Origin of the sequence: Gordonia alkanivorans (genome assembly GCF_004011905.1) — a bacterium.
GTDB classification, from domain to species: Bacteria; Actinomycetota; Actinomycetes; order Mycobacteriales; family Mycobacteriaceae; genus Gordonia; species Gordonia alkanivorans.
In genome coordinates, this window is sequence record NZ_CP027114.1 from 3,382,052 (window position 1) to 3,405,958 (window position 23,907).

Annotated in this window: 20 protein-coding genes and 3 pseudogenes; 7 read left to right on the forward strand and 16 right to left on the reverse strand. The window is 60.7% G+C overall.

Going from position 1 to position 23,907, the window contains the following annotated elements:
- Window positions 1–198: 198 nt before the first annotated feature.
- Window positions 199–517, forward strand: a pseudogene (locus C5O27_RS15355) (SbcC/MukB-like Walker B domain-containing protein); the annotation flags it as partial.
- 275 nt (window positions 518–792) lie between these two features.
- On the opposite strand, the gene C5O27_RS15360 reads toward C5O27_RS15355, so the two are convergent.
- The 6 genes from C5O27_RS15360 to C5O27_RS15385 all read right to left on the reverse strand — a co-directional run bounded on the left by C5O27_RS15360 (window position 793) and on the right by C5O27_RS15385 (window position 6,854).
- Window positions 793–1,122: a hypothetical protein gene (locus C5O27_RS15360; protein ID WP_127963071.1), complete on the reverse strand. Its 330-nt coding sequence runs from the start codon at window positions 1,120–1,122 to the stop codon at window positions 793–795.
- A gap of 99 nt (window positions 1,123–1,221) precedes the next feature.
- Entirely contained in the window at window positions 1,222–2,247 is a 1,026-nt protein-coding gene (locus tag C5O27_RS15365) for a GIY-YIG nuclease family protein (RefSeq protein ID WP_127963072.1), read from the reverse strand.
- A gap of 86 nt (window positions 2,248–2,333) precedes the next feature.
- Window positions 2,334–2,873: a DUF3320 domain-containing protein gene (locus tag C5O27_RS15370; protein ID WP_425269569.1), complete on the reverse strand. Its 540-nt coding sequence runs from the start codon at window positions 2,871–2,873 to the stop codon at window positions 2,334–2,336.
- 187 nt (window positions 2,874–3,060) lie between these two features.
- Complete coding sequence (istB, locus tag C5O27_RS15375; protein ID WP_127963073.1) at window positions 3,061–3,849, reverse strand: IS21-like element helper ATPase IstB; 789 nt, start codon at window positions 3,847–3,849, stop codon at window positions 3,061–3,063.
- Window positions 3,846–5,357, reverse strand: coding sequence for an IS21 family transposase (gene istA / locus C5O27_RS15380; RefSeq protein WP_127963074.1), 1,512 nt, complete (start codon window positions 5,355–5,357; stop codon window positions 3,846–3,848). The genes istB and istA overlap by 4 nt, the downstream gene beginning before the upstream one ends.
- A gap of 358 nt (window positions 5,358–5,715) precedes the next feature.
- A protein-coding gene (locus C5O27_RS15385; protein WP_127962480.1) for an IS3 family transposase occupies window positions 5,716–6,854 on the reverse strand; the annotation gives its coding sequence in 2 pieces (ribosomal slippage) (window positions 5,716–6,584 and window positions 6,584–6,854; 1,140 coding nt in all).
- 174 nt (window positions 6,855–7,028) lie between these two features.
- On the opposite strand from C5O27_RS15385, the gene C5O27_RS15390 reads away from it, so the two are divergent.
- The 3 genes from C5O27_RS15390 to C5O27_RS15400 all read left to right on the forward strand — a co-directional run bounded on the left by C5O27_RS15390 (window position 7,029) and on the right by C5O27_RS15400 (window position 14,955).
- Entirely contained in the window at window positions 7,029–9,917 is a 2,889-nt protein-coding gene (locus C5O27_RS15390; RefSeq protein WP_127963075.1) for an SNF2-related protein, read from the forward strand.
- 64 nt (window positions 9,918–9,981) lie between these two features.
- Complete coding sequence (locus C5O27_RS15395; RefSeq protein ID WP_127963076.1) at window positions 9,982–11,961, forward strand: site-specific DNA-methyltransferase; 1,980 nt, start codon at window positions 9,982–9,984, stop codon at window positions 11,959–11,961.
- A gap of 3 nt (window positions 11,962–11,964) precedes the next feature.
- Window positions 11,965–14,955: a restriction endonuclease gene (locus C5O27_RS15400; protein WP_127963077.1), complete on the forward strand. Its 2,991-nt coding sequence runs from the start codon at window positions 11,965–11,967 to the stop codon at window positions 14,953–14,955.
- A gap of 121 nt (window positions 14,956–15,076) precedes the next feature.
- On the opposite strand, the gene C5O27_RS15405 is transcribed toward C5O27_RS15400, so the two are convergent.
- The gene (locus tag C5O27_RS15405) at window positions 15,077–15,820 is read right to left on the reverse strand and encodes a hypothetical protein (protein WP_164905323.1); all 744 of its coding nucleotides are present in this window, start codon (window positions 15,818–15,820) and stop codon (window positions 15,077–15,079) included.
- 3 nt (window positions 15,821–15,823) lie between these two features.
- Window positions 15,824–16,681 (reverse strand): HAD family hydrolase, encoded by an 858-nt coding sequence (locus C5O27_RS15410; protein ID WP_127963079.1) that lies wholly within the window; start codon window positions 16,679–16,681, stop codon window positions 15,824–15,826.
- A 211-nt stretch (window positions 16,682–16,892) separates the two neighbouring features.
- Between C5O27_RS15410 and C5O27_RS15415 the strand changes: the two genes are divergently transcribed.
- Both C5O27_RS15415 and C5O27_RS15420 read left to right on the forward strand, forming a co-directional pair.
- Window positions 16,893–17,183, forward strand: coding sequence for a transposase (locus C5O27_RS15415; RefSeq protein WP_005195137.1), 291 nt, complete (start codon window positions 16,893–16,895; stop codon window positions 17,181–17,183).
- The gene (locus C5O27_RS15420) at window positions 17,180–18,118 is read left to right on the forward strand and encodes an IS3 family transposase (protein ID WP_020169777.1); all 939 of its coding nucleotides are present in this window, start codon (window positions 17,180–17,182) and stop codon (window positions 18,116–18,118) included. The genes C5O27_RS15415 and C5O27_RS15420 overlap by 4 nt, the downstream gene beginning before the upstream one ends.
- A gap of 120 nt (window positions 18,119–18,238) precedes the next feature.
- Here C5O27_RS15420 and C5O27_RS23135 read toward each other — a convergent pair whose 3' ends face one another.
- The 5 genes and pseudogenes from C5O27_RS23135 to C5O27_RS23005 form a co-directional block, all read right to left on the reverse strand.
- Window positions 18,239–18,844, reverse strand: coding sequence for an ATP-binding protein (locus C5O27_RS23135; RefSeq protein ID WP_341867538.1), 606 nt, complete (start codon window positions 18,842–18,844; stop codon window positions 18,239–18,241).
- The gene (locus C5O27_RS23140; RefSeq protein ID WP_279636548.1) at window positions 18,763–19,008 is read right to left on the reverse strand and encodes an ATP-binding protein; all 246 of its coding nucleotides are present in this window, start codon (window positions 19,006–19,008) and stop codon (window positions 18,763–18,765) included. The genes C5O27_RS23135 and C5O27_RS23140 overlap by 82 nt, the downstream gene beginning before the upstream one ends.
- A 62-nt stretch (window positions 19,009–19,070) precedes the next feature.
- A complete protein-coding gene (locus C5O27_RS23000; protein ID WP_244216518.1) occupies window positions 19,071–19,301 on the reverse strand; it encodes a hypothetical protein in 231 nt (76 codons plus the stop codon).
- 80 nt (window positions 19,302–19,381) lie between these two features.
- Window positions 19,382–19,531: pseudogene (locus C5O27_RS23225) on the reverse strand (Mu transposase domain-containing protein); the annotation flags it as partial.
- Window positions 19,458–19,934 (reverse strand): DDE-type integrase/transposase/recombinase, encoded by a 477-nt coding sequence (locus tag C5O27_RS23005; RefSeq protein ID WP_244216519.1) that lies wholly within the window; start codon window positions 19,932–19,934, stop codon window positions 19,458–19,460. The gene C5O27_RS23005 and the pseudogene C5O27_RS23225, both read right to left, overlap by 74 nt.
- A gap of 568 nt (window positions 19,935–20,502) precedes the next feature.
- Between C5O27_RS23005 and C5O27_RS15435 the strand changes: the two genes are divergently transcribed.
- Window positions 20,503–21,665 (forward strand): IS3 family transposase gene (locus C5O27_RS15435; RefSeq protein WP_244216520.1). Its coding sequence is split into 2 segments (ribosomal slippage): window positions 20,503–20,787 and window positions 20,790–21,665, totalling 1,161 coding nucleotides; the frame shifts between segments, so codons are not numbered across the junction.
- Window positions 21,666–21,700: 35 nt separating this feature from the next.
- On the opposite strand, the pseudogene C5O27_RS23010 reads toward C5O27_RS15435, so the two are convergent.
- The 3 genes and pseudogenes from C5O27_RS23010 to C5O27_RS15450 all read right to left on the reverse strand — a co-directional run.
- A pseudogene (locus tag C5O27_RS23010) lies at window positions 21,701–22,001 on the reverse strand (SAM-dependent methyltransferase); the annotation flags it as partial.
- A 104-nt stretch (window positions 22,002–22,105) separates the two neighbouring features.
- A complete protein-coding gene (locus tag C5O27_RS15445; protein WP_127963080.1) occupies window positions 22,106–23,065 on the reverse strand; it encodes a hypothetical protein in 960 nt (319 codons plus the stop codon).
- Window positions 23,062–23,802 (reverse strand): T3SS (YopN, CesT) and YbjN peptide-binding chaperone 1, encoded by a 741-nt coding sequence (locus C5O27_RS15450; protein WP_127963081.1) that lies wholly within the window; start codon window positions 23,800–23,802, stop codon window positions 23,062–23,064. The genes C5O27_RS15445 and C5O27_RS15450 overlap by 4 nt, the downstream gene beginning before the upstream one ends.
- Between the last annotated feature and the right edge of the window lie 105 nt (window positions 23,803–23,907).

Genomic DNA, 23,907 nt, shown 5'->3' on the forward strand with positions numbered 1-23,907 from the left:
AAGATCCATGTAGGAGGCTCAAGGCGGTGCGAAAGGCAGATACCGATTCCGACGCGTGGGAGTCGCTCGACCAGAATGTCTGCTCCGGCCATTCTTAAGCCACCGTCCGCAAGATCGCAGTCAAGGTCTTTAATGACTACGGCGACGAAGTACCCCGGGCGACAGAGAGATCCCTCAGATGGCCCCTTCCTTCTCGGAGTGGCCTTCTGTCTCGCCGGCGCGCTGAGCTTCAACCTAGCCAGTCCGCACGGCAACGACAACCGGCCCATCTTCGCCCAGCTGATGCTCGACGAGACGTTCTCCAAATCCGACCCGCAGTTCGCCCAGCAAGCGCTATCGGCGTTCCGCAAGTTCGGGTTTCAGCTGATCATCGTCGCCACGGCCCAGAACGCCAGCACAATCCAGCCGTACGTGGACAACGTGGTGATGGTGTCGAAGACCGAGGTCGGGCCGGAGCTCGACGACTATCAAGGCGTTCTCGGAGTTGCGGCGGTCGGGGAGTCAGCTGTCGGTGTAGGGGAGTCCCGGACCGGAGAAGCTGACACCCGCCGAGTGGCACGAGCGCAACGCAGAAATGATCCCGTGCATTGCGGCTGGATCGGTCGGTACGACGAGGTCCGTGACGTTGGGACGTGGACGCTGTTCGAGCGCGTTCTCCTCGTGTCGCTCGCCGGCCCGTTAGCTGAGATGTGCGAGGCGCTCGAGGTTTGCGGCCGAGTCACGTCATCGGTGACGATTTTCAGTGGGACTACGTCCGTAAGTGTCTGACTCTGACGAGACCCGCGTCGACACTCACTGGTTCTCCCTGCGGCTCGGCGCGCGATCGTCGTCTTTGGCACCCTCGTGCCGGTTGACGGCGTCCACAATCGCGAGGATCTGCGGGTACTCGACGGCGAAGTCGTCGTATGCGCCGCCATGCCGATGCGCCCGTGCAAGGTAGAACGTCCAGCCGCGAAGTAGGTCAACGCCGGCCCATTCAGGAATGTTTCCATTGCGATCAAACGCGCGCTGGAGAGGTAAGGTGAGTTCATAGAGATGTCGTGGACCGTTGCCTGCCAACCGCTCATACCCGTTGTATGAGTGTGCCCATTCTATGAGGAGCTGGTCGTAACTCGTGGTCATGCTTATTCCTCGGCTTATATCAGATTCGCCAGCTCGACGCCGTGTGGAAGTTCGTGCGCCAACGAGTGAGTACCCGAAAGTCTGTCGTATTCCAGTCACTCATCTTCCGCAGTGCTTGTTCGGCGAGCAAACAGTTGTGGGCCTCCCGATATCGCCCGGAGACTCGTCCTTTTCGCATGCGATCGAGCGCGAAGCGAGCAACCGCGAGACGCACCTCGGGGAGGTCGTCATGACATTGATGAAGCTGTCAACCGATCGGAACCGGAGGACTTCTTCGTTCGGACCGCCACCGGCGTGCGCAGGGCCGGTCTTCTTCACTCCTAGTCTGCGAAGCTTCAGCCACGTGAGCCTGCGTGGCAAGAACTGGTAGTCAGCACCTACGCTGATCTCGGTTCTGTTCCCTCCTAAGTCAGTAGCCCAGAACATCTCGAGGTAGCCCATGTTGAGGGTCACCAGACGATGTTTCGACCAGCCCGGCAAGCAAGTCAGACTCCAGTACTCGCTTTCGGTCTCCACCGGGAACGGCGTGCATGCGGCGAGATAAAGACTCAACGCATCGACGAGTCCTGGAGCACTTGGCAGCTTCATGAATTTCTGAAACTGTTTCGTCGCCCGAGCGGTCGCGGACGCTGAATCGTCTTTTCGTGCAGGCTGAGTTGCGTTCGCGCCAACTGGGTCGGCAAACCACTCCTGTTGGCGTGCTACGGAAATGTCTTCGTCGAAGACGGAATCGCCATAGATGATCGCACTGTGCTCGCGGTTGAACACTGTGAAGCCTGCGGCGAGGGCGTGGTGGATGAGTTCACGCTCGATCTCACGGAGCTTCTCCCGCGTGCCGGCGTTCGCGCGGTACCAGAAGCGCTGGATATTTGCCGCGTCATAGTTCTTCACGTGCTGTCGCAGACGTTTGGTTACCGAGTCATTTGAGATCCCGATGTACACCTCGTGATTGGCGCTCTCCCACATGTACAAGCCGACCGGCTTACCCTTGTGGGCCTTCGCGAGCTTGATCAGCGCGTTGTTGGACATCTCCTGCGCTGGGCCAAACCCGCGCTTGTGTGCCCAAGTCGCAACTCGCGGATCCGGGGTCCAAGACGCAATCAAAGTATTCGGAAGGTCTGCCACGCAAGAAGATTAGAGCAGTCTGGCCTCATATGGATGGACGGTGCCACCTCATGTGTCACTTGTGACGGTTTCCGGTGCTCGCTACTTCACGCTCCTGCTCTGATCGTCTGACCGATTCGCAACAACCTTCCTGTCTTCACCGCTAAAGCGATGCAGGCGGCGAGGCGCTCGGTTGTGCCCTGAGTCAGCCGGCGCTGTCCGAACTTGCCTATCGTCTCGCGCATCAGTGCCTCTTCATCGAGGCCGCGGGGCCCGCACGACGCGGCCATCGCGTTGATGATCTCCTCTGGGGCAATCTCTGACAGGGGCCGGGTCACACCAACTGAGGTGGAGCGAAAGCCACGCCACGTGTCCCGGTCGAGCTGTTCGGGCCATGCGAAACTTCCCAACTGGGTCCCATGAATCAGTGCACGCGGCACACAGTCGAGGATGAAGTCCTTACGTGTGGCGCGGAGGCGGTCGTAGCCGAAGCGCTGACCAATGCTTCGCGCCAGCCGATCTAGCTCGATCGGACCCTCGATGGACACGGTTTCACGTACGGCAGCGGTGATCGTTCGCCGAACCGACTGGGAGTTGACGCGGTCAAGGTCCTCGCGAGAGCCAAGTGTGGTCGTCGGGGATTGCATGTACTTTGCGCCCTTGCGATCCCAATCATGTCCGATATCTGCGGTGGTGACTGGCTGGGGGTCGTCCGTCGTGAGACTCGCAATGAGACGTGGTGACTCGCTCGTTGCCTCCGACGACTCGTGTCAACGGCCAGTTTGATGTCCCCGCTGGTGGCCAGGTAAAAGTCCCCACCCTGTGCGGGATGTTTTAGGTGGGTGGTACCTCCGTTCGGTGTGTCATGCGGTAGGAGTCGCCGTCGGTGATGACGATGGTGGCGTGGTGCAGTAGCCGGTCGAGGATGCTGGCGGCGGTGGTGTGTTCGGGCAGGAAGCGTCCCCATTGTTCGAAGGGCCAGTGACTGGCGATCGCGAGAGAGCGGCGTTCGTAGGCGCCGGCGACGAGCCTGAACAGCAGTTGGGTGCCGGTGTCGTCGAGCGGGGCGAATCCGATCTCGTCGAGGATGAGCAGATCTTGGCGCAGCAGGGTGTCGATGGTTTTACCGACGGTGTTGTCGGCCAGCCCGCGATACAGGGTCTCCACGAGGTCGGCGGCGGTGAAGTACCGCACTTTGTGTCCGGCGTGCACTGCGGCGATCCCCAACCCGATCAGGGTGTGACTCTTGCCAGTCCCGGCCGGGCCAATCAAGGCCAGGTTGTGTTGGGCCCGAACCCATTCCAGTGAGGACAGGTATTCGAAGGTGTTGGCCGGGATGGACGATGCGGCCACGTCGAACGATTCCAGGGTTTTGGTGAGCGGGAACCCGGCAGCTTTGAGTCGGTTGCGGATGTTGGAGGCGTCACGGGCGGCGATCTCGGCTTCGACCAGGGTTCGCAGTACTTCTTCGGGTGTCCATCGCTGAGTTTTCGCGGTGTGCAGCACCTCGGGTGCGGTGCGGCGGATCGAGGCCAGTTTCAATCGGCGTAGCGCGTGGTCGAGGTCGGCCGGTAGTGGCGGCACTGTTTGGGGTGCAACTGGTTTCGATGTTGTGGTGGTCATGACACCTCTTTGTCGCCGGCGCCGAGCTTGTAGGCATCCAGCGAGCGGGTGGGCGCGGTAGGCAGGTGGCCGAGCAGTGCTGTGCCGGCCGGTCGCGGGTTGGGGGTGCCGGCTCCGGCATCGAGGATCGAACGCACATCGGCGGCCTTGAACCGTCGGAACGCCACCGCCCTGGTCAGGGCGGTGAGTACCTGTTGATGGCCGTGGGAGGCGACTAGTCCGAGGATGTCATCGAGTTCACCGCCCAGGCGGGTATTACCGATCGCCGCAGCACCGACCAGGAACTGCTCAGCGACCTCACCGAGATCGCAGAACTGTTTCTCTACCGCAGTTTTGGGTCGTGGTGCACGACTGGGCGGTGTGCGTGGCCCCCCGTAGTGGTCGTCGTTGAGGACGACCTCTCCGGGTGCGGCCAGCAGATGTTCGGCAACCATCTCACCGGAGGCGGGTTCGGCGATCAGGAGCCGCTCACCGTCCTGGATGAGGGTCACGGTGGTGCCGATGAGCCGGTTGGGTACCGAGTAGCGGGCCGAGGCGTACCGGATACAGGACAGGCGGTCGACCTTACGAGTGACCGGTGGCGGACCGACCTGAGCCCGCAGAGACGGCAACGCCGACAACACTTCTCGTTCGATCACAAGTTGGTCGGCGGGAACGCATAGTGTGTCGCTGTGGCGGCGGGTGTTGACCTCGGTACACCAGTCCCGCGCGGCCCGGTTCGCTGCGTGCACATCCAGCTGCACGTCGTCGCAACCGGCGGCGATCTTGGCTTCGGTCCACAACGGTTGCGCCAGATCCGACTGCGCGTACCCGCACAGGTTTTCCACGATCCCTTTCGACTCTGGATCGGCGCCGTGACAGAAGTCCGGGGCGAACCCGTAGTGGGTGGCAAACCGCACATACGTGGGGGTCGGTACGACGACGTTGGCGACGACTCCGCCCTTGAGGCAACCCATCCGATCCGCGAGCACCTTGCTGGGCACTCCACCGATCTCCTCCAACGCCTCAGCAATGAATTCGAGGGTAGTGGTGGCTGTTTCGTTGGTGGCGAACCGAACGAAACGCCACCGCGAGAACGCCAGCACCGCGCAGAACATGTGCAGCCCGCCGATCACGGCCCAATCGATGACCAGATAGTCACCCGGCGCCCACACTGCCGGGCGACGGCCACGGTGATGGTCACGGCGCCACTGTGTCTTCTCGTGCGCGACCAGCCGGCGGAAGTTGCGGGACGACCCCTCATATCCTGCCGCTCGCGCTACTGGCAGCAGACGTTTGGCGGTGATCCGACCGTGTGAGCGTTCGACTCGCTCAGCGACCAGCTCGGCCACCGCATCGTAGTTGCGGGCCCGTTCCTTGCGGTCGGGTGGCTGATCGTCGGCCTCGAACCGGTCGACCACACGTTTGACGGTCTTGTGGGTGGTGCCGCACACCTCGGCTGCGGCGCGATAGCTTCCGAGTTCTCGGTAAGCAGAAATGATGTCCATACGGTCCTTCGCAGACTTCAATGGAACTCCCGGGCGGTGATGGTGATCGGTTGGCACCTTCACCGTCATCGCCTGGGCCTTCAGTTCCGGGTCGACACGACGAACACAGGGTGGGGACTTTTATCTGGCCACCAACGGGGACCTCGACCTGGCCACCAGTGGGGACTTTCTCATGGCCATGGACAGTGGCCACGGTCCGCATCACCTGACGCGGCAAGGGGGGAGTGGCCCAAGTTCACCGGCGTGTCACCGGCAACCTGGATGCCTCGATGGCGCCCACCGAAACAATCGGCGATGCCTGTGTAGTGACCCTCATCTCAGGTGAGTAGCGCGACGCGCGGTCCAGACTCTGAGGGGGACCCATTCGATGGTCCAGTCGCTATGCGGCTTGGGGTTGGTGGGTCGTGGTCCACTGTAGGGCGAACTCGGCGGGGGTGAGTCCGTGGTGGGCCGAATGGGGTCGGTTGGCGTTGTAGTCGATCCTCCAGTCTTCGATGATGACCCGGGCTTCGCGCAGGGAGTCAAAGCGCCAGGAGTTGAGCAGCTCGTCGCGCAGGCGGCCGTTGAACGATTCGATCCAGGCGTTCTGCCACGGGGAGCCGGGGTCGATGAATAGTGATCCGGTGCCGTTGAATCGGCACCAGTCGTTGACGGCGTGAGCGACGAATTCCGGTCCGTTGTCGAACCGCACGTAGCACGGTGGACCATGTATCAGGGCCAGGCGGTCGAGAACGTCAACCACGCCATCGGCGTTGATGACGCGGTCGACGTGGATCGCCAGGGCTTCGCGGGTGAACTCGTCGATCACGTTGAGCATTTTGATGGTTCGGCCGTCGGCGGTGGTGTCGAATTGGAAGTCCATCGCCCAGATCACGTTCGGCCGGATTGGGCACATCGCCCCAACCGCGGTCCCGATTCCGGTGAGCCGTTTCTTCCTGCGGCGCTGGGGAACTCGCAGCCCCTCCTCGCGCCACAGGCGGCGGATGCGTTTGTTGTTGACCGTGAAGCCCGCTTTGCGCGCGGCGATCGCGGCGCGTCGCCAGCCCCAGCGGGGCCGGTCGGTGGAAAACCCACGTAGCCAGGACCGCAGCTCGGCTTCCTCCGCGGTGATCGGCGCTGGGTGCAGTCGCATCGTGGAGCGGTGGATGCCCACCACAGCACATGCTCGCCGCTCAGATACCCCGAACCGCTCACGCAGCATCGTCACGGCGCTGCGCTTGCGGTTCGGGGTCAGAAGTTTCCCGACGAAACCTCCTTGAGCATGTCGATATCGAGGGCCTGGTTGGCGACCAACTTCTTGAGCCGAGCGTTCTCAGCTTCGAGTTCTTTGAGGCGTTTGACGTCATTGGCCTTCATGCCCCCGTACTGGGCCACCCAGCGATGCCAGGTCGACTCTGTGACCTCCAGATGCCGGCACACCTCAGCCAACTCCTGCCCGGTCCCGAGGAGCTTGCTGCCCTCGGCCAGCTTGCGGATGATCTGATCCGGCGTATGCCGCCGGCGCTTGCTACCTGCCATGTCGTCATCGATTCTTCCTGCCCAAACACTCGGGCAACAGAGTCGCACAACAACTGGACCACTACGAAGGGCCCACCTCAACTCCACGAATGTGTCGGCCCTTCATGGCAGGCTATTAGCGGTTGCCTGTGCGACACCTTAACCGATATCGACGGTTGCTAGATTAGGATCCAGATGGGGCTAAACGCATACCAGGCGAAGTATTACGCCTACGAGCTTCAGCGTTCCTATGCGAACGATCACGTCGGCAAAATTGCAGGCCTTCTTTTCGATGCCCAGGTCGAGCCCAAGCCTCATCAGATCGATGCGGCGCTTTTTGCGCTTCAGACCCCGTACCTCAACGGCGTCATTCTTGCCGACGAAGTCGGCCTCGGGAAGACGATCGAAGCCGGAATCGTCATCACACAGTACTGGGCTGAGCGCAAGCGTCGGATTCTGATCATCGCGCCTTCCAGTCTCCGACAGCAGTGGCAACAGGAGCTCATGGAGAAGTTCCTGATCCCCAGTCAGCTGCTCGATCCAAAGTTCAAGGACGAACAACTCGCGCGAACGGCTGCTCAAGGCGCAGAGGTGCTGATCTGCTCCTACGAGTTCGCGCTCCGCCACGAGACGAGTCTGCTCCGTGAATGGGATCTGGTGATCTGTGATGAAGCCCACCGGCTCCGCAACCATTACACCGGCCGAAACAAGGCCCCCGAGTCGATCAGCCACATCGTTAGAGGTTCTGGAAAGACCATCCTGCTCACAGCAACCCCGCTCCAGAACCGCCTCGAAGAGCTTTACGGGCTCGTCAGTGTGTTTGATCCCGACTACTTCTACTCACTCGACGCGTTTCGCGAGCGCTACGTTAAGGCCAAGGGCCTAGGCGACAACGACGACCTAGTCGAGCGTGTTGCCGGTATCTGTAAGCGCACGTTGCGTCGTGACGCCGAGAAGTACATCCACTTCACCAAGCGCCTGCCGTTGACGGTCGAGTTCATGCCCAGCCCTGCCGAGATCGAGCTCTACGAGAAGGTCAACGACTACCTGCAGCGAGACGAGTTGTTCGCGTTCTCGAACTCCCAGCGCCACTTGACCGCTTTGATTCTTCGCAAGCGTCTTGGATCGAGTACGTACGCAACGGCCAGTACGCTCGAACGCATTGCAGACCGGCTCGACGCGGAGGTAGAGGCAGGAATTCGTCGAGACAGCCGAGGCGGGTTGCTGCTTGCCGATTTCGATACCGACGACCTGACTGATGAAGAGGTCGAAGAGTTCGAAACAAGCGCAGCGTCCACGGAATGTGGCCCGGCTGCCGGGGCGAAGCTCGACAACAAAACACTTGAAGCGATGCGGGCTGAGGTTGACGAACTCCGCAGCTACGCGGCTCTCGCGCGGTCAATCGCGGTCAACCAGAAAGCCGTGAAGCTCGCCGAAGCTTTAGATCGAGGGTTTGAACGGCTCAAGGAACTTGGGGCGCCCCAGAAGGCCATCATCTTCACCGACTCCACCAAGACTCAGGAATACATCTTCCGCACACTGACCGAAGCGGGCCGCGGCGAGGGGCTCGTCCTCTTCAACGGTAGCAACAACTCGCCCGCGGCCAACGGGATCTACCGTGATTGGCTAGAAGCCAACCAGGACGGCGACGTCATCACCGGAATCCCGGCAGCAGACCGACGCAAGGCGCTTGTGGACTACTTCCGCGATCAGGGCACGATTATGATTGCTACTGAAGCAGCCGCAGAGGGTATTAATCTCCAGTTCTGCTCAATGCTGGTCAATTACGACCTTCCCTGGAACCCTCAACGTGTTGAGCAGCGTATCGGTCGTGTGCATCGCTTCGGTCAGAAGTTCGATGTCGTCGTCGCCAACTTCGCGAACAAGGGCAACGCAGCCGAGGCCCGCATCCTTGAGCTGCTCGCCAATAAATTCCACCTCTTCAAAGGTGTCTTCGGAGCTTCCGACGAAGTGCTCGGCTCCATCGAGGACGGCTTCGATTTCGAGAAAACCATCAACCGAATCTTAAGCAACTCTCGCAGTGATGCGGACATTAATAGAGCGTTTAAGGAACTCGAGAAGCAGTACGCAGGCGAGATCAGTTCGGAGATGGCGGCCGCCAAGTCCAAGGTGTTCGACAACCTCGACCCCAACGTTCAAGACCGCCTTAAGTCCTACGACGCCCAGTCCGGGGCCGTGCTCAACAAGTTTGAACGCTTGTTACTCGCGATCACTAAGCGCCAGCTGGCCGGCTACGCAGACTTCGAGGGCGACGGACGGCATTTCGTCCTGCACGATTCACCGGTCAACGACGCGCCGACGGGTCGCTACTATTTCAAGTCCGAACCACTCGACAACGCCCACCAGTACCGATTCTCCGGACCGCTCGCTACTTACGTCGTCGAGTCCGCCACTGCCGTCGACACCCCCGCCAGGGAACTTACATTCAGCCTCAGCAACTCCGAGCGCGTCAGCACCGCAGTTAGGGAACTCGTTGGTACGTCGGGTGAGCTTGCGGTTAAGCTCGTCACCTTCAGCATGAAAGCCAGGAACGACGACATCAGCGAGTCCTACATGCTTGCCGGAGCCGTGACCGATGAAGGTCAGTGGCTCGACCACGAGTACGCCGCCGACCTGCTCGATCTGGCCTGCATCGACGAAGGCGCCGAGGTCAGCATCGACGACAACAAATTTGAGCCGTACCTTGCCGAGCGTCGCGCCCACCTTGAGCGGGAGGTGCAGGGCCGAAACTCTCGCTACTACGACCAACAAGAAGAGTTGCTCTACCGCAACCTGCAGGATCGCCGTGCCGAGTCCGAAGGCAAGATCCGAGAGTACAAGGCTAAGGAGAAGGAAGCCCGCAAGAACGCGCGCGGCAACGACGATCCGATGCAGCAGCTCAAGTTCAAGAAGGAAGCCCGCAAGTGGGCCGAGCGCGCGGAGGACGAGGACGAAGAGGCTCGCGTCGCGCGCAGAAAGATGCGCGAGGAAGCCGACCACTACCTCGAGCTGATCGAGCAAGCGCTAAAGGGCACACAGACCATCGAGCACCTGTTCAACATCCGCTGGAAGGTGGTGACCTGATGAGAACCGCCACCGCGACAACACCGAACGACTAACCCATACGGGAACAACCGAGGAACCAGCAATGAGCAACGACAAACTAAAGGACATCTACGAAACGCCGAGCGGCACGCCCGACTTTAAGACGGAGCTCGCCGCGCAGCTCTCGGAGCTGTTTCCTGAGGCCATCGCGGATGGCAAGGTCGACGTCGAGAAGCTGAAGGAACTCCTTGGTGACGACGCTGGTGACGACCGGGAACGGTTCGGCCTGTTCTGGGCTGGCAAGAAGCGGGCGCTTCGAGCGGCGCAAGAGCCGACCACGGCGACGCTGAAGCCCGATTACGAGAACAGCAAGGACTGGGACACGACTAAGAACGTGTTCATTGAGGGCGACAACCTCGAAGTCCTCAAGATCTTGCAGAAGCACTACCACGGCAAGATCAAGATGATCTACATCGACCCGCCGTATAACACAGGCAAGGACTTCGTCTACCCCGATAACTACAGGGAAGGACTTGCGACGTACCTGGAGTGGACTCGACAGGTCAACGAAGAAGGCAAGAAGGTTAGGACGAACTCGGATTCCGAGGGGAGGTTCCATTCGAACTGGCTCAACATGATGTACCCGCGATTGAAGCTTGCCCGAAATCTTCTGACGCAGGACGGGGTTGTCGCTGTCTCAATCAATGATGTCGAAGTTGCGAATCTAAAGCATGTGATGGACCAGGTGTTCGGGTCGGAGAACTTTGTTGCCACCGTGGTCTGGAAAAACGCCACAGACAACAACCCGACACGGGTCGCGATCGAGCACGAATACATAGTAATTTACGCCCGGCGCATCGCCTCCAGTTCGGCTGTATGGAAGAGCTCTGATAGTGCAGCTCGGGATCTGCTTATGTCGGTGGGTGCCGACCTCGTTCGAGAATATGATGATCAAGCCGAATTGTCTGCCGCCTATACCAATTGGTTTCGCGAGCACCGTTCAGTGCTCGGCCCGCTTGATCGCTACAAATACATCGACCGTGACGGTGTATATACCGGAAGCCAATCAGTCCATAACCCCGGAAAAGAGGGTTACCGCTACGATGTGATTCATCCAGTGACAGGAAAAGCTTGCACTCAGCCGCTGTTGGGCTATCGATTTCCTGAGCAAACGATGCGCGATCTGCTTACCGAAGGCCGCGTGCTTTTCGGTGAGGACGAAACCAAGATCATCGAGCTCAAGGTCTACGCCAAGGATTACAAGCAGAAGTTCCCTAGCGTCATTGAGCTTGACGGTCGACTTGGCGCGAATGAACTTAGAACGTTGTTTCCTGGGTCCAAGAAGGTCTTCACAAACCCCAAGCCTGTTTCGCTAATTCGTGAGGTGATGTCATTCATTGTTGAAGATGGCGACACCGTTCTCGATTTCTTCGCCGGGTCGGGAACCAGCGCTCACGCGGTAATGGCGATGAACGCGGCGGATGGCGGTAGCCGTCGTTTTATACAGGTTCAACTACCTGAGCCGACGCCCGAGCCTTCCGATGCCAGGTCGGCGGGCCTCACGACGATTTCGGCGATCACACGTCGACGAATCGATCTTGCTGGCGACCAGATTCGTGCCGCCCGTCCGGAGCTATCAGGGGGTCGCGAAGTCTCGCTTGATGTCGGATACCGGGGCTACACGCTGACCGACACTAACTTCGCGAAATGGCAAGTATCTGGCCAAGTTGAACCTAGCGCGCTTGAGCAGCACCTCCTCGACCTTCGCGACAGCGCAGACGACACTGCAGCTCCTGATTCGCTGCTCACCGAACTCTTGCTCAAGCAAGGCTACTCGTTGACCGAACAGATTCGTGACGCCGAGGTTGATGGTCTCAAGCTGAAGTCGGTCGGTAACGGACTCGTCCTCGCCTATCTCCACGAGCACACCAAGCCGACGTTGCAGCAGCTGCGATCCGTCCTCGACAGTCCGGAGCTCGCGAGGTTCATCATCTTGGAGGATGCCTTCAAGGGCGACGACGAGCTGAAGACGAACCTTGTGCAGGAGGCGAAGACGCGCGGCGTGGAATTGTGGACGGCGTAAGCGATGGAGTTCAAGTTTGATCCTAAGCAGCCGTATCAGCAGGAAGCGATCGCTTCGGTCGTTGACCTGTTCGAGGGGCAACCTGCCGACGCTGATGTACTGGAAACGAAGCTAGAGAACGCGCTTCCGACACCAGGCGGGCAGCAGGCTCTCGACATCGCAGCTGAGGTTGGCGCCGTTGGCAACAACTTGTTGCTCGATGACGAGGCGTTGTTGCAGAACTTGCAGGCCGTACAGGACAGGAATGGCCTCGAGGTCGTGGCTGAGCTCGCGAATGGTGCCCTCGACTTTGACGTCGAGATGGAGACCGGCACGGGAAAAACGTACGTCTATCTTCGGACGATCTTTGAGCTCGCGCAGAAGTACAACTTCCGTAAGTTTGTGATCCTCGTGCCCAGCACCCCGATCAAGGAAGGTGTGACCACCAGCATAAAGCTGATGACGAAGCACTTCCAGGACCTCTACGCCGAGCCATTCGACGCCACTGTCTACAGCGGTTCGACCGCTGAGGAAGTGCAGTCGTTCGCCACCAGCACCAGCGTGCAGATAATGGTGATGAGCATTCACGCGCTTCGCGGTGACAAAAACTCTCGCGTCATTCACCAGAACCGCGACAAGCTTAACGGTCTACGCCCGATCGACTACTTGAAGGCTACCCACCCGGTGGTCATCATGGACGAGCCACAGAACATGGAATCGCTGCTTAGCCAGTCGGCGGTTGGGGAACTCGACCCGCTTTGCACGCTGCGCTTTTCTGCCACACATCGGAAGACGCGCAACGTCGTCTATCGACTGGACCCTGTGGATGCCCACGACCTCGGCCTTGTGAAGCAGATCGTTGTGGCAGAGGCAGTCCAGCAAGGCGCCGACGCTGCCCCGTATGTGAAGCTCGAATCCGTTCGCAACGACAAAGGCTTCGTGGCGCGGATGGAGCTGGCGGTCCGCAAGGAGTCCGACGGCTCGATCGAGCGCAAGTCGGTCAACGTCAAGAATGGTCAAGACCTGGCGCTTGTCACGAAGAACTCAGCCTATGAAGGCTGGCGTCTCAACGAATTCAGCATCGAGCCCGAATGTGTGGAAGTCTTTCCGCACGGATGGTTGAACGCGGGTGAGTCCATCGGCGGCTCAAACAACTCGATTTACCGCGAAATGATTCGAGAGACGATCCGCGAGCACCTCCGCAAGGAGACGATGCTTCGGCCGCATGGCATCAAGGTTCTCAGTCTGTTTTTCGTGGACAAGGTCGCTAGTTTCCTTGGCGATGGGCACGACAACAGCACCGCTGATGGTGATTTCGTGAAGTGGTTCGACGAACTGCTGGTTGAGGAGCGAGCTAAGAACCGACAGTGGGCAGAGATGCTTCCGCTCGACCCCGTGGATTATCGACGAGCGTATTTCTCGGTCCTCAAGGGAAAGAAAGGACAGAACGACACATTCAAGGACACCAGTGGCACGACCAAGGCTGACGACGACGCGTACGAACTCATTATGCGCAACAAGGCGCAACTGCTCGATCAAGCCGAGCCGGTAAGGTTCATCTTCAGTCACTCAGCACTGCGGGAAGGTTGGGACAACCCGAACGTATTCCAGATCTGTGCCCTCCGCGAGATGGGCGAGGCTGCGGAGCGACGGCAGACGATTGGGCGTGGACTTCGTCTACCGGTCAACCAGGCGGGCGAGCGCGTCCCTGATCGAGGTATCGCCCAGCTGACCGTTGTGGCGAATGAGTCTTATCGCGAGTTCGCCGACAGCCTCCAAAGGGAGTACCGCGAGTCCGGAGTCAGTATTGGCCTTGTCCGGGTGGGCGAGTTCGCCAAGATCACGACCGTTGACGAGAAGACGGGGGAGGAAGAGCGGCTTGGGTTTGCTGGATCGAAGTTGATCTGGGACGAGTTGGTGGAGCGACGCTTCCTCGACAAGGAAGGCAAGGTCACTGCCAACTTCCGACCCGAGACGCTCGGGTTCACGCTGGGCCCCAAGCCGGACTTCATCTGGCCCGAGGACGACATGATCCAGATCATGCTCGACTGCCGGATTGAGCGGATGGTCAAGACTCAGCGCAAGCGCGTCGCGCGCAGGCTCAACAAGGAGATCTACACTTCCCCTTGGTTCGAGGATTTCTGGCGAACCATCTCGAAGCGCACCACCTACAGGGTGTCTCTCGACCGCGAGCAAATCATCGCGGAGGCCGTGAAGAAGATTGAGGCGGAGCCGGTGATTCAGCCACTTCGCGTCCAGGTGACTCGCGCTGGTGTAAAGCTGGTTCGCGGTGGTACCAAGACCAGCGAGACTGCGACCCGCTCGGCTGAGCTAGCCGGGGCGTATCAACTTCCTGACATTATCAGCGAGTTACAGGAAACAACGTCGCTGACGCGCAAGACCCTGGTTGACATACTCACCCGCTCCGGCCGGCTGGACGAGTTCATTAGGAACCCGAACGACTTCATCACAATGGTGAAGCGCAACCTGCTCAACGTCGTCGCTGCCTCCGTTCAAGAGGGCGTACAGTACGAAAAGGTCGGTGGATATGTCTACGAACTGCGCGAGCTCCAGGCAGACGGCGCCGAAGCTCGTGACCTATTCATGGATCGTGTTTATGCGACCAAATCGTTTGAGGACAGCAACGCTAACGGCAAGACTGACTTCAATTACATTCAGATCGACTCCGACGGAGCCGAAGCGCCTGAGCGAAAATTCGCCGAGTTGCTCGACTCTCGCGAAGACGTGAGATTCTTCATGAAACTCCCCGGCAAGTTCAAGATCGAGACGCCCGTCGGTCCTTACAACCCAGACTGGGCGATCATCAAGCATGAGGATGGTGGGAACCGGATCTACATGATCCGCGAAACCAAGAGCACACTTGACGAGTCAAAGCGTCGCCCGACCGAGAACGCCAAAATTGGGGCTGCGGCCGAGCACTTCAAGCAGCTGGGCGTTGGTTCGGCCGACGTTCCTGGCTACGCCGTGAGCGTGCCAGGGAGCTGGAACCTCTGACGTCAAGCGCCCCGTACTGCTCGAAGGCATCCAACCGGATGCCCACGAGCAGTACGGGGTGGCATGTCCCCGCGTGAAATTTCGTCGGTGGATTCTACCGATCTATGCGGTGGTACCGCCCTTACCGCGGACTTGTCGGCGCGATCGAGTCCCGTGGCTGGGTGTGTGTCATTGATGGCGTGGGCGCTTCGTCGGACCGGTTCGAAAGTGGTTGACGGCCAATCGTAGGGCGTTCTGTCAACTCGGCACTCTCATCAATCTTGACGATGGCCGGTGAATCCTTAGGAGAGTCGACTGGGACTGCATCGGCCAAGCCGGCAACACCAAGAATAATCGCCGCGCTCGCGAGACCTAAGAAGCCAATCCGATAGAACCACACCAGCTTCCCTTCAGACCGCAACTTCTCGCCTCTGTTTACCTTCCTAGTGAAGGTACGTATGACGTTCGGACGGTCGATTGGGCTACCCGCAGAGATGGCTTTGGTCAGCGCGGCATCAGGCAAGCCGCACTCTTCGATCTTCGCTTCGATCTTGTGCCCCTGCAGGACCGACGCTATGAGGAGCGGGTGGTACCAGTACCTATCCACAAAGTAGAAGGCGTACCAAAGGATGATCCCTACCCCAAGGATCAGAGCCCCCGCGAGTGCGTGGCCGTTGTTGACGGAGAGGCCAGCTGCGCCCACTGAGAACGTCGCGGCGGTCAGGGCAAGACCTCGAATTCGCCACTCGATGTCGTTAAAGTGTTGTTGAACAGTGACGGTATGCTTCCACATTTCGACGTAGAGCGTGGCACGGTCCTTATCCGTAATGTTCGTTGGTGCAGGCGGCGCGTTTGGGTCTGGCGAAGGGGGCCCGGATCCAGTCATGGTTCAGTTCAGAAGCTCCTTGAGCGAAGCAAACTCGTCTATCGTGTGAGACGGGGTAATCTCGCAGTTGGAACGTAGCGCTTGCTCTCGGTCAACGTCCGCCTGCGTCCAATGTGTGACGGCCTGGAGAAGGCTGTAATCATGGCGCCCTTGTGCCTCGCCGTACACCGCATGTACATCCGTTACGCCGATGTGCTGAGCCATCGCGATGTCTTTCATGAGACTGTCTCCGACGTAGATCACTTCGTTCGGTTTGGCGTCTTCGTTCTCTAAGATCGACCGAAGGACGTCCGGGTTCGGCTTAAACGCCCCAATAGGTGTCGATTGATGCTCAGTGTATTTCAAGCCGTAGGACTCGGGATCGAGCGTGCGAAGATCCTCTATGGTGACTCCCGCGGGGACGTCGTGGTCAGGAGCTGAGTAGAGAACGTCGATTACTCCATCGAGCTCCGTGTGCTTGATCCTCCACTCGGTCCAGTAGGCAATCGACTCGGTATAAGCGACGATGCGTACCCCATCGCCCTTCAAATCAGTTAATGTCTCCATGACCCCGGGATAGAGCAACGTACTCTTCTTGCGTGCCCGATTGAGAGCGTGGATCGCGTCGTCATACGCCTCCAACGGTGCAGCGGACCCGGCCGCCTCGATGAGCGACGGAACCTCGTTGAGTAGGTACGAGTACTCGGTGGTACCCCGTTTTTGGTGTATCGCGCGGATTTCGGGGAGCAAGGTCTCTCGCGCCACCCCGCTCTGCTCGACTAAAGCGTCCAACATGGCAGAGAACGATGTGTGCCACGCTTCAAACCAGTCCCACAGAGTGTTGTCGAGGTCGGTGACGAGAAGTCGTGGAGCGGAACGCATGGTTTAACACTATCCCTTGGGTCCGACAAGCAGGTACGACTTGGGACCTCGAAGTGGTGCGGCGAGTGGCGTATTCGCGGGCACCGCTGTGGTAGCGAAGCTGCACGATCACGGCGGTATGCAGTGCCTAATTGGCGCGTCGATCTCCACCGCGGTGTAGGCGGTGTGAGGTTCCCCCCGAACCGTAGAGGCATCGATAATGAGGAGCACGATGCCAGAGAAGCGGAAGAAGTACGACCGGGAGTTTCGTGATGGGGCGGTCCGGATCGTCGAGGAGACAGGTAAGCCGATCGCCCAGGTCGCTCGAGACCTGGGGGTCAACGAGGGCACCTTGGGTAACTGGGTCAACCGGGCGCGCGCCGAGCGGGAGGGCCGCGGCGAGCTGACCGTTGATGACGCTGCTGAGCTCAAACGGTTGCGTGACGAGGTCGCCGAGCTGCGCATGGAGCGTGATGTCCTCAAGCGATCAGTGGTCCTGTGGGTGAAGGAGGCGACGAAGTGAGCGTGGCACGCTTTATCGCCGACCAGAGGACCAACTATCGGGTGCCACACGCGGTGTCCTGCCGGCTGCTCGGGGTCAGCGAGGCGTGGTTCTACAAATGGCATAAGCGGACCCAATCGCCGGGTGCGGCAACGGGTTTGCACACCACCCGCGACTATCGCCGGGACACCATCGACCGGGCCGTGGCGGTGGCGTTCGACAAGGCCCGCGGCCTGCACGGGTCACCGCGCCTGCATGCGGATCTGCGTGCTGACGGGTGGACGGTGACCGAGAAGACTGTCGCTGATTCGATGTGTCGTCAGGGCCTGGTCGCGCGGCGGATCCGCCGGCGCAACGGGCTGACCCGTCAGGACAAGACCGCCCCGAAGTTCCCCGATTTGTTGGGTCGCGATTTCACCGCACAGTGCCCCGATCAGCGGTGGGTCGGCGACATCACCGAGATCCCGACCGCGGCGGGCAAGCTGTATCTGGCCACGGTCATCGACCTCTACAGTCGCCGCCTGCTGGGGGCGGCCACCAGTCGTCACCCGGATGCAGCGTTGGCGTGTGCGGCGATCGAGATGGCGGTCGCCACGCGGGGCGGTATGCAGGCGATATGGCGTGATGACGATGCGCAGAAGCTGATTTTCCACACCGATCGTGGGTCGACGTACACCGCGAAACGGTTCACCAGGCTGTGCCAGAAGATGGGTATCCGGCAGTCGATGGGCCGGGTCGGATCGTGTTTCGACAACGCCGCAGCGGAGGCATTCTTCTCTTCTTTGGAGTGGGAAGTGTTGTCACGCAACGAGTTCCATACTATCATGGAGGCGCAGGCGGTCGTGTTGGAGTGGTGCTACGGCTTCTACAATCACCAGCGTCGCCACAGCGCGATCGGGATGATGAGTCCGGTCGACTACGAGAACACCGCAGTCACCGAGCCCGAAGCCGCATAGAGGAGTCCTCCACGATTCCGGGGGAACCACAGTGGCGGTGGGTCTCGCCTGAGGATGCGGGACTGGTATCGGCGGACGGGTCGGTGGGTGTACGACCTGATGTGTCAGTTTCCGGCGGTTTCATGATGCCGGGGTGTCGGTGGGTGTGACAAGTGCTTGGCGGTCTTTGAGGCGGTAGCTGGGGCCGTTGATGGTGACGACGTCGCAGTGGTGCAGGAGTCGGTCGAGGATGGCGGTGGCCAGGACGTCGTCGCCGAGGACGGTGCCCCATTCGGTGAAGTGTTTGTTGCTGGTGATGGTGGAGCCTTTCTCGTATCGGCGGCTGATGAGTTGGAAGAACATGCTGGCTTCGTCGCGGTCGAGGGGCAGGTAGCCGACTTCGTCGATCACTAGCAGTGAGGGGCGCATGAGGTTGGCGAAGTGTCGGGGTAGGCGGCGGGCGGCGTCGGCTGTCTTGAGTTTGCGGACGAGGTCGTCGAGGGTGGTGAAGTAGATGGATTTGCCGGCTTGGCAGGCCGCGACGGCCAGGCCGACGGCGATGTGGGTTTTGCCGACTCGGGGTGGGCCCAGAAGTGCGATATTGCCTGCGCCGGTGAGGAATTCCAGGGCGCGAGGTCCCTGATGCGTCGTGGTGGGAGGCCGGGTTAAAAGGTGTAGTCGAACTCGTCGAGGGTCTTGTGGTGTGGCAGGCCGGAGAGTTTGAGGGCGTTGCGGAATCGGCGTGATTCTCGGACCGCGACTTCTTCGGCGAGGAGGTGATCGATGAAGTCGAGGTAGCCCATCTGGGCTTGATCGGCGCGGGCGGCGGCTTCGGTGATGGATTCGGCGGTGTGGGTCAGGCCGAGTCGGGCGGCGTTGTCGATGATGCGGGTGGTGGTCAGTGAACTCATGGACGTTGTGTCCTCAGATGTTAATAGTGTTGTAGCGCTGCAGATTAGGATGTTCAGACCGGCTAGATGGCGGCATAGTCGGTCAGCGGGCGCTGAGCGACGTGGACGTGCCCGACGAGCTCGGCGACTCTGGCGTGCAGCACAGACACCTCCGCCTGCGTAGCGGTTGCCGCGGCGGGGTCTGCGGTGGCCGTGGTCGTGGAGCGGGTGTGCCCGTCAGGCAGACCGTCCCAATGGGAGTCATCGACGATCCAGGCCCCGCGAACGGCTGATCGGGGATGCACCGCGAGCATGTGAGCGCCTCAGTATCGAGGGCGCAGATCGCGACCCGGTCCACACCAGCGCGGACCTGCACATACTGTCCTCGGTGAACTTGTTGGGCAGGAACCGAATACAGAGATGGTTCGAACGAGGCCAGGCAGTCACGGCCGACCCGGCGTAGGTGGGTGTCAACCACCAGATAGGGCTGTGCCGGGCGCGGGGTGAGGGCGGCGTGATCGGCAACGGCGCGTTCGCCGATCACCTTGACGTGGGTGCGATGGGGTTTGGCCGCGGCGGATGGGTACCCAGTCGGCGAACGCGCCGTCGGCCTCGTCCAGATCGTGAAACGCGCGGCCGGCGGTCACGTGGTCACGCACGATCTTGACTTGACGTTCCACTTTGCCCTTACCGGTGGGCCGATAGACGGCCAGTACGTCGATATCGAAGCCGTAGTGGCCGGAGAACGCTACCGCCGCCGAATGCAGCGGTACGGCGTGACCAGGGCGGACGTGGCGGCCCACGACGGTTTCGGTGCGGTCGTAGACGATGGTGGCCGGTACCCCGCCGAAGTGGTCGAACGCCCGGATGTGCGAGCCCAAGAACGCGGCGGCGTCCATGCAATGGGTGTAGCAGCAGAACGGATCCCGCGAGTACGAGAGCACCATGTGGAACGAGTACACCTTGCGGCCGATCCCGAACAGATCGCCTTCATCACCCCAATGATTTGGGCTTGCGCGTCGGGCACGGTCTCGAACCGGCGATGTAACCCTCCCAGCCCGGACTGCTCGACGCCGAGTTCATCACGGATGACCGGACGTTCTGTGCGGCAATAGATTTTGACTCGTTGATAGTTGACCGTCACCGGATGCTCGCTTGCGAGGCGTTCGTGAATCACCGAGGCCGGCAGATCCACATCAGCACGCAGCATGTCAGCGCGGCCACCTCATCAGTGATCGCCCGTGGTTGTGTCCCGGCCCGCGAGGTGCCCCGCGGTGGATGTGGGGGTGCGTCCTCGGCGAGGTAACGGCGCACCGTGCGCCAGTCACAACTGACCTCACGGGCGATCTCGGCATAGGAGCCACCAGCCTCATGCAGGACTTTGAAACGACGGATATTCATCCAAGACTCTCAATCTAGGATCATGGAAAGGGCCACCCTTCGGGGTCGGGACCGCTGCACGGATAGGTGACATCTGATCTGGCTTGCCTTCGGGCGGTCGGGAAGGATGTAGCTGTGCCTAAGCCGTACCCTCAAGAGTTCCGTGACGATGTGGTCCGGGTGGCCCGTGATCGTGGTGAAGGCGTCACGATCGAGCAGGTTGCCAAGGACTTCGGGGTGCACCCGATGACGCTGCACAAGTGGATGCGACGTGCTGACATCGATGAGGGCCGCAGCCCTGGTGGGACCTCGACCGAGTCCGCTGAACTGCGCGAGGCCCGCAAGAGGATCCGGCTACTGGAGCAGGAGAACGAGGTGCTGCGTCGGGCGGCGGCGTATCTGTCGCAGGCGAACCTGCCGGGAAAAGGCTCTACCCGCTCGTAAAGGAGCTCGCCGCCGACGGGATTCCCGTCGCAGTGTCGTGCCGGGTTCTCAAGCTCTCTCGCCAGCCCTACTACCGGTGGTTGGCTGCTCCGGTCACCGATGCCGAGCTGACCGCGGCGTATCGGGCAAACGTTCTGTTCGATGCCCACCGCGAGGATCCGGAATTCGGGTACCGGTTCCTAGCTGGTGAAGCGTCCACCGTGGGCGAGTCGATGGCCGAGCGGACCGCATGGCGGATCTGCCGTGACAACGCCTGGTGGTCGGTGTTTGGTAAGAAGCGAGGCCGTAACGGCCGACGATCGGGGCCACCAGTCCATGACGATCTGGTCCAGCGAGACTTCACTGCCGAGGCGCCAAATCGTCTGTGGCTGACCGATATCACCGAACATAGCACCGGCGAGGGCAAGCTCTATCTGTGTGCAATCAAGGACGTCTACTCCGGGCGGATCGTCGGTTACAGCATCGATTCGCGGATGAAGTCCCGACTGGCCGTGGCGGCATTGCACAGTGCTGTCGCGCGTCGTGATGGGGTCGCCGGGTGCATCGTTCACTCCGATCGAGGATCGCAGTTCCGATCGCGTAAATTCGTACACGCCTTGAACACCCATGGCCTAACAGGGTCGATGGGCAAAGTAGGAGCCTGCGGCGACAACGCGGCGATGGAGAGTTTCTTCGCGCTTCTACAACGCAACGTCCTCGACCGCCAACGCTGGGACACCAGCGAACAGCTGAGGATCGCGATCGTCACCTGGATCGAACGGACCTATCACCGCCGGCGCCGCCAAGCCCGCCTTGGCCGGTTGACGCCTGTCGAGTTCGAAGCAATGATCAACACCGCCGCTGCCGCGGCATGACACCCCAACTGTCACCTATCCGTGCAGCAGTCCCGGTCGAGTTCGGCGAGGTCATTGACCAGCCACCGTGGTCCCGGGTGATCCTCCTCAAAGCCGCGGCGACGAGGACCGGATCGACATCGACGCCGACCACGTCATGACCCACGGCCGCCAGATGGCCGGCGGTGCATCCGGCTTCAAGGATGCGTCAACCGCGGGCGGCCATGGCGTCGATGAAGCGGGCCTCACCGACCACGGCCTTCCCCCACTCTCCATGGTGCGGAAACGCTCGACGTTCCACTGGCAGTGTCCCGGATCGTCGGCGGCCTTCTGTATCCAGATGCTCTGCTCGACCATGTTCGTGATTGTCCCAGAGCGACGCTGTGCGTCGACGCATTCACGCGTTCGGCGAGGACCCGCTTTCGTACGTCTCCCGCGAATTGAACTTACGCAAACCAGGATCAGGACTTCCGAGACTCCGACACCGTCAGGGGTTCGAGTGTGTCGAGATACAAGGTCGCGAGGACGGCCGAGTTGCCTGCCACTCCGCGGAGATGGTCGGTCTCCGAGGAGTTCACCACGTCATCTACCGCGTGTTCCAGCTCATCGATGGCGCCGACACGATCGAACCACGCCCGCTTGTCCTCGCGTTTCTGCACCCCGTCCACAACTTCGCGGTACTCGGCGAAGGCCTGCACTCGCCGCAACAGACCATCTGCGCGACTGTCGAGCACGCGTGCTTTCTCGACGTAGACACCCACCACGTCGTCGTCCTTCGCGAGATGTCCGGCTGGCGGTTCGCCCAGGAGCTCACGCTGATCACGTAACAGCGCGGCGCTGGCGGTGATGGCCGAGACCTGAGCGGCCAGGTCTATGCGAACGTTGTGTTCGTCGAAGAAGTCGAGGCGCCAGGCAGGGTAGGCGTGGATGCGCGCTGCGATCAGCCCCGCAACATAAGCGAACCGACCAACGAGGTCATCGCGCATTCCCTCCAATTCGGCTCGTTCCGTCTTGTTGAGGTCGTACACCCGGTCAAGACGTGCCTCGCGAGTCTCGTCGGTCTCCTCATGCTCGGGCGGATCGACAAACGGAAGCCAGCCTAGTCCGACGGCCCGATTGCGAAGCGTGAAATCCCGCCCTGACCAAACGTCAAGCGCGAGAACAACATGGCCCGCCGCGCGCCCCTCCGGAATCTGATCAACCAGGGCGATGCTCTCCAAGACCTTCGCTCGCAGCGCATCACAGGCCTCATTACGTTGCGCACGGGCGGCGAAGAGTTCCTCATTGAGCGCCAGAACAGGTGACCTCCGCCTACTCGGCTTGGCGTCGGACTTCCGGGTCTTCTGTGGACGCGGCCACGCGAACGACGCCGTCGAAGCGAGGACAACAGCACACAGTAGGAGCACAGCCACGGCCTTCATGACGAACCCAATGCCACATGTCGCAACGCGCCCCGCAGGTCGCGCGCGGTCTTCTCCCAGCCCCGCGCCTCGTGGAGGCAGGCCTCGGCTTCGTCGGTATCACCCGTGGCGAGCGCATCGTCTGCGCTGTTGCGCCAGTTGATCATCTGTTCCTCGACGATCCGGATGTACCGCAGTATGGCCGCACCGTCGTCGTCGCATATCCGTGCGACGTCTTCTGGTGACAGCGGGTGGTCGCCGTCTGCGTCGAGTTGGATGAGGATCATGATGGGAGTCGGCAACTCCTCGTCATCGTCGTCCTCGTCCGTAGCCGCGGGTTCCCATGCGAAGGTGCCGCCGACGTCCTGAGCGATATCGGCACCGTCGGTCATCACCGACTCGAACTCGGTGAGGCACCGAATCAGGTGGGCTTCTACCGGCGGATCTGCGTAGAGAATTGCCCGCACACGGATGGTGTCGCCCACGAGAAAAAACTTGAGAGTCGGATGAATTCTGTTGAGCATCTGCACGACGAATCCCGCGTAATCGGTCTTGACGATGTCGTGCACCAGCGGCGCGAACACGTGGATCGCTTTCTCGTCCTCGACAGCCTTGATATAGGCGGCGCCCGTGTCGAACTGGATAGGGAAGTCGCCGTCGTCGTCATTGACCGCCTCATGACCCACCATCGGTTCGAGAGCAGAACTGATCCAGATCTGCAGATCCGACAACGACAGATTCTCTTCGGCCACCTTCATCCCCTTGTCCTCGTGCCTCGCGGCTCAAGCCCCATCGTGGCGCACCGGACGACCACATGGTCGACATTGCCCGGGCACGTCCCATTCCGGGCCGGCCGGGGTAGC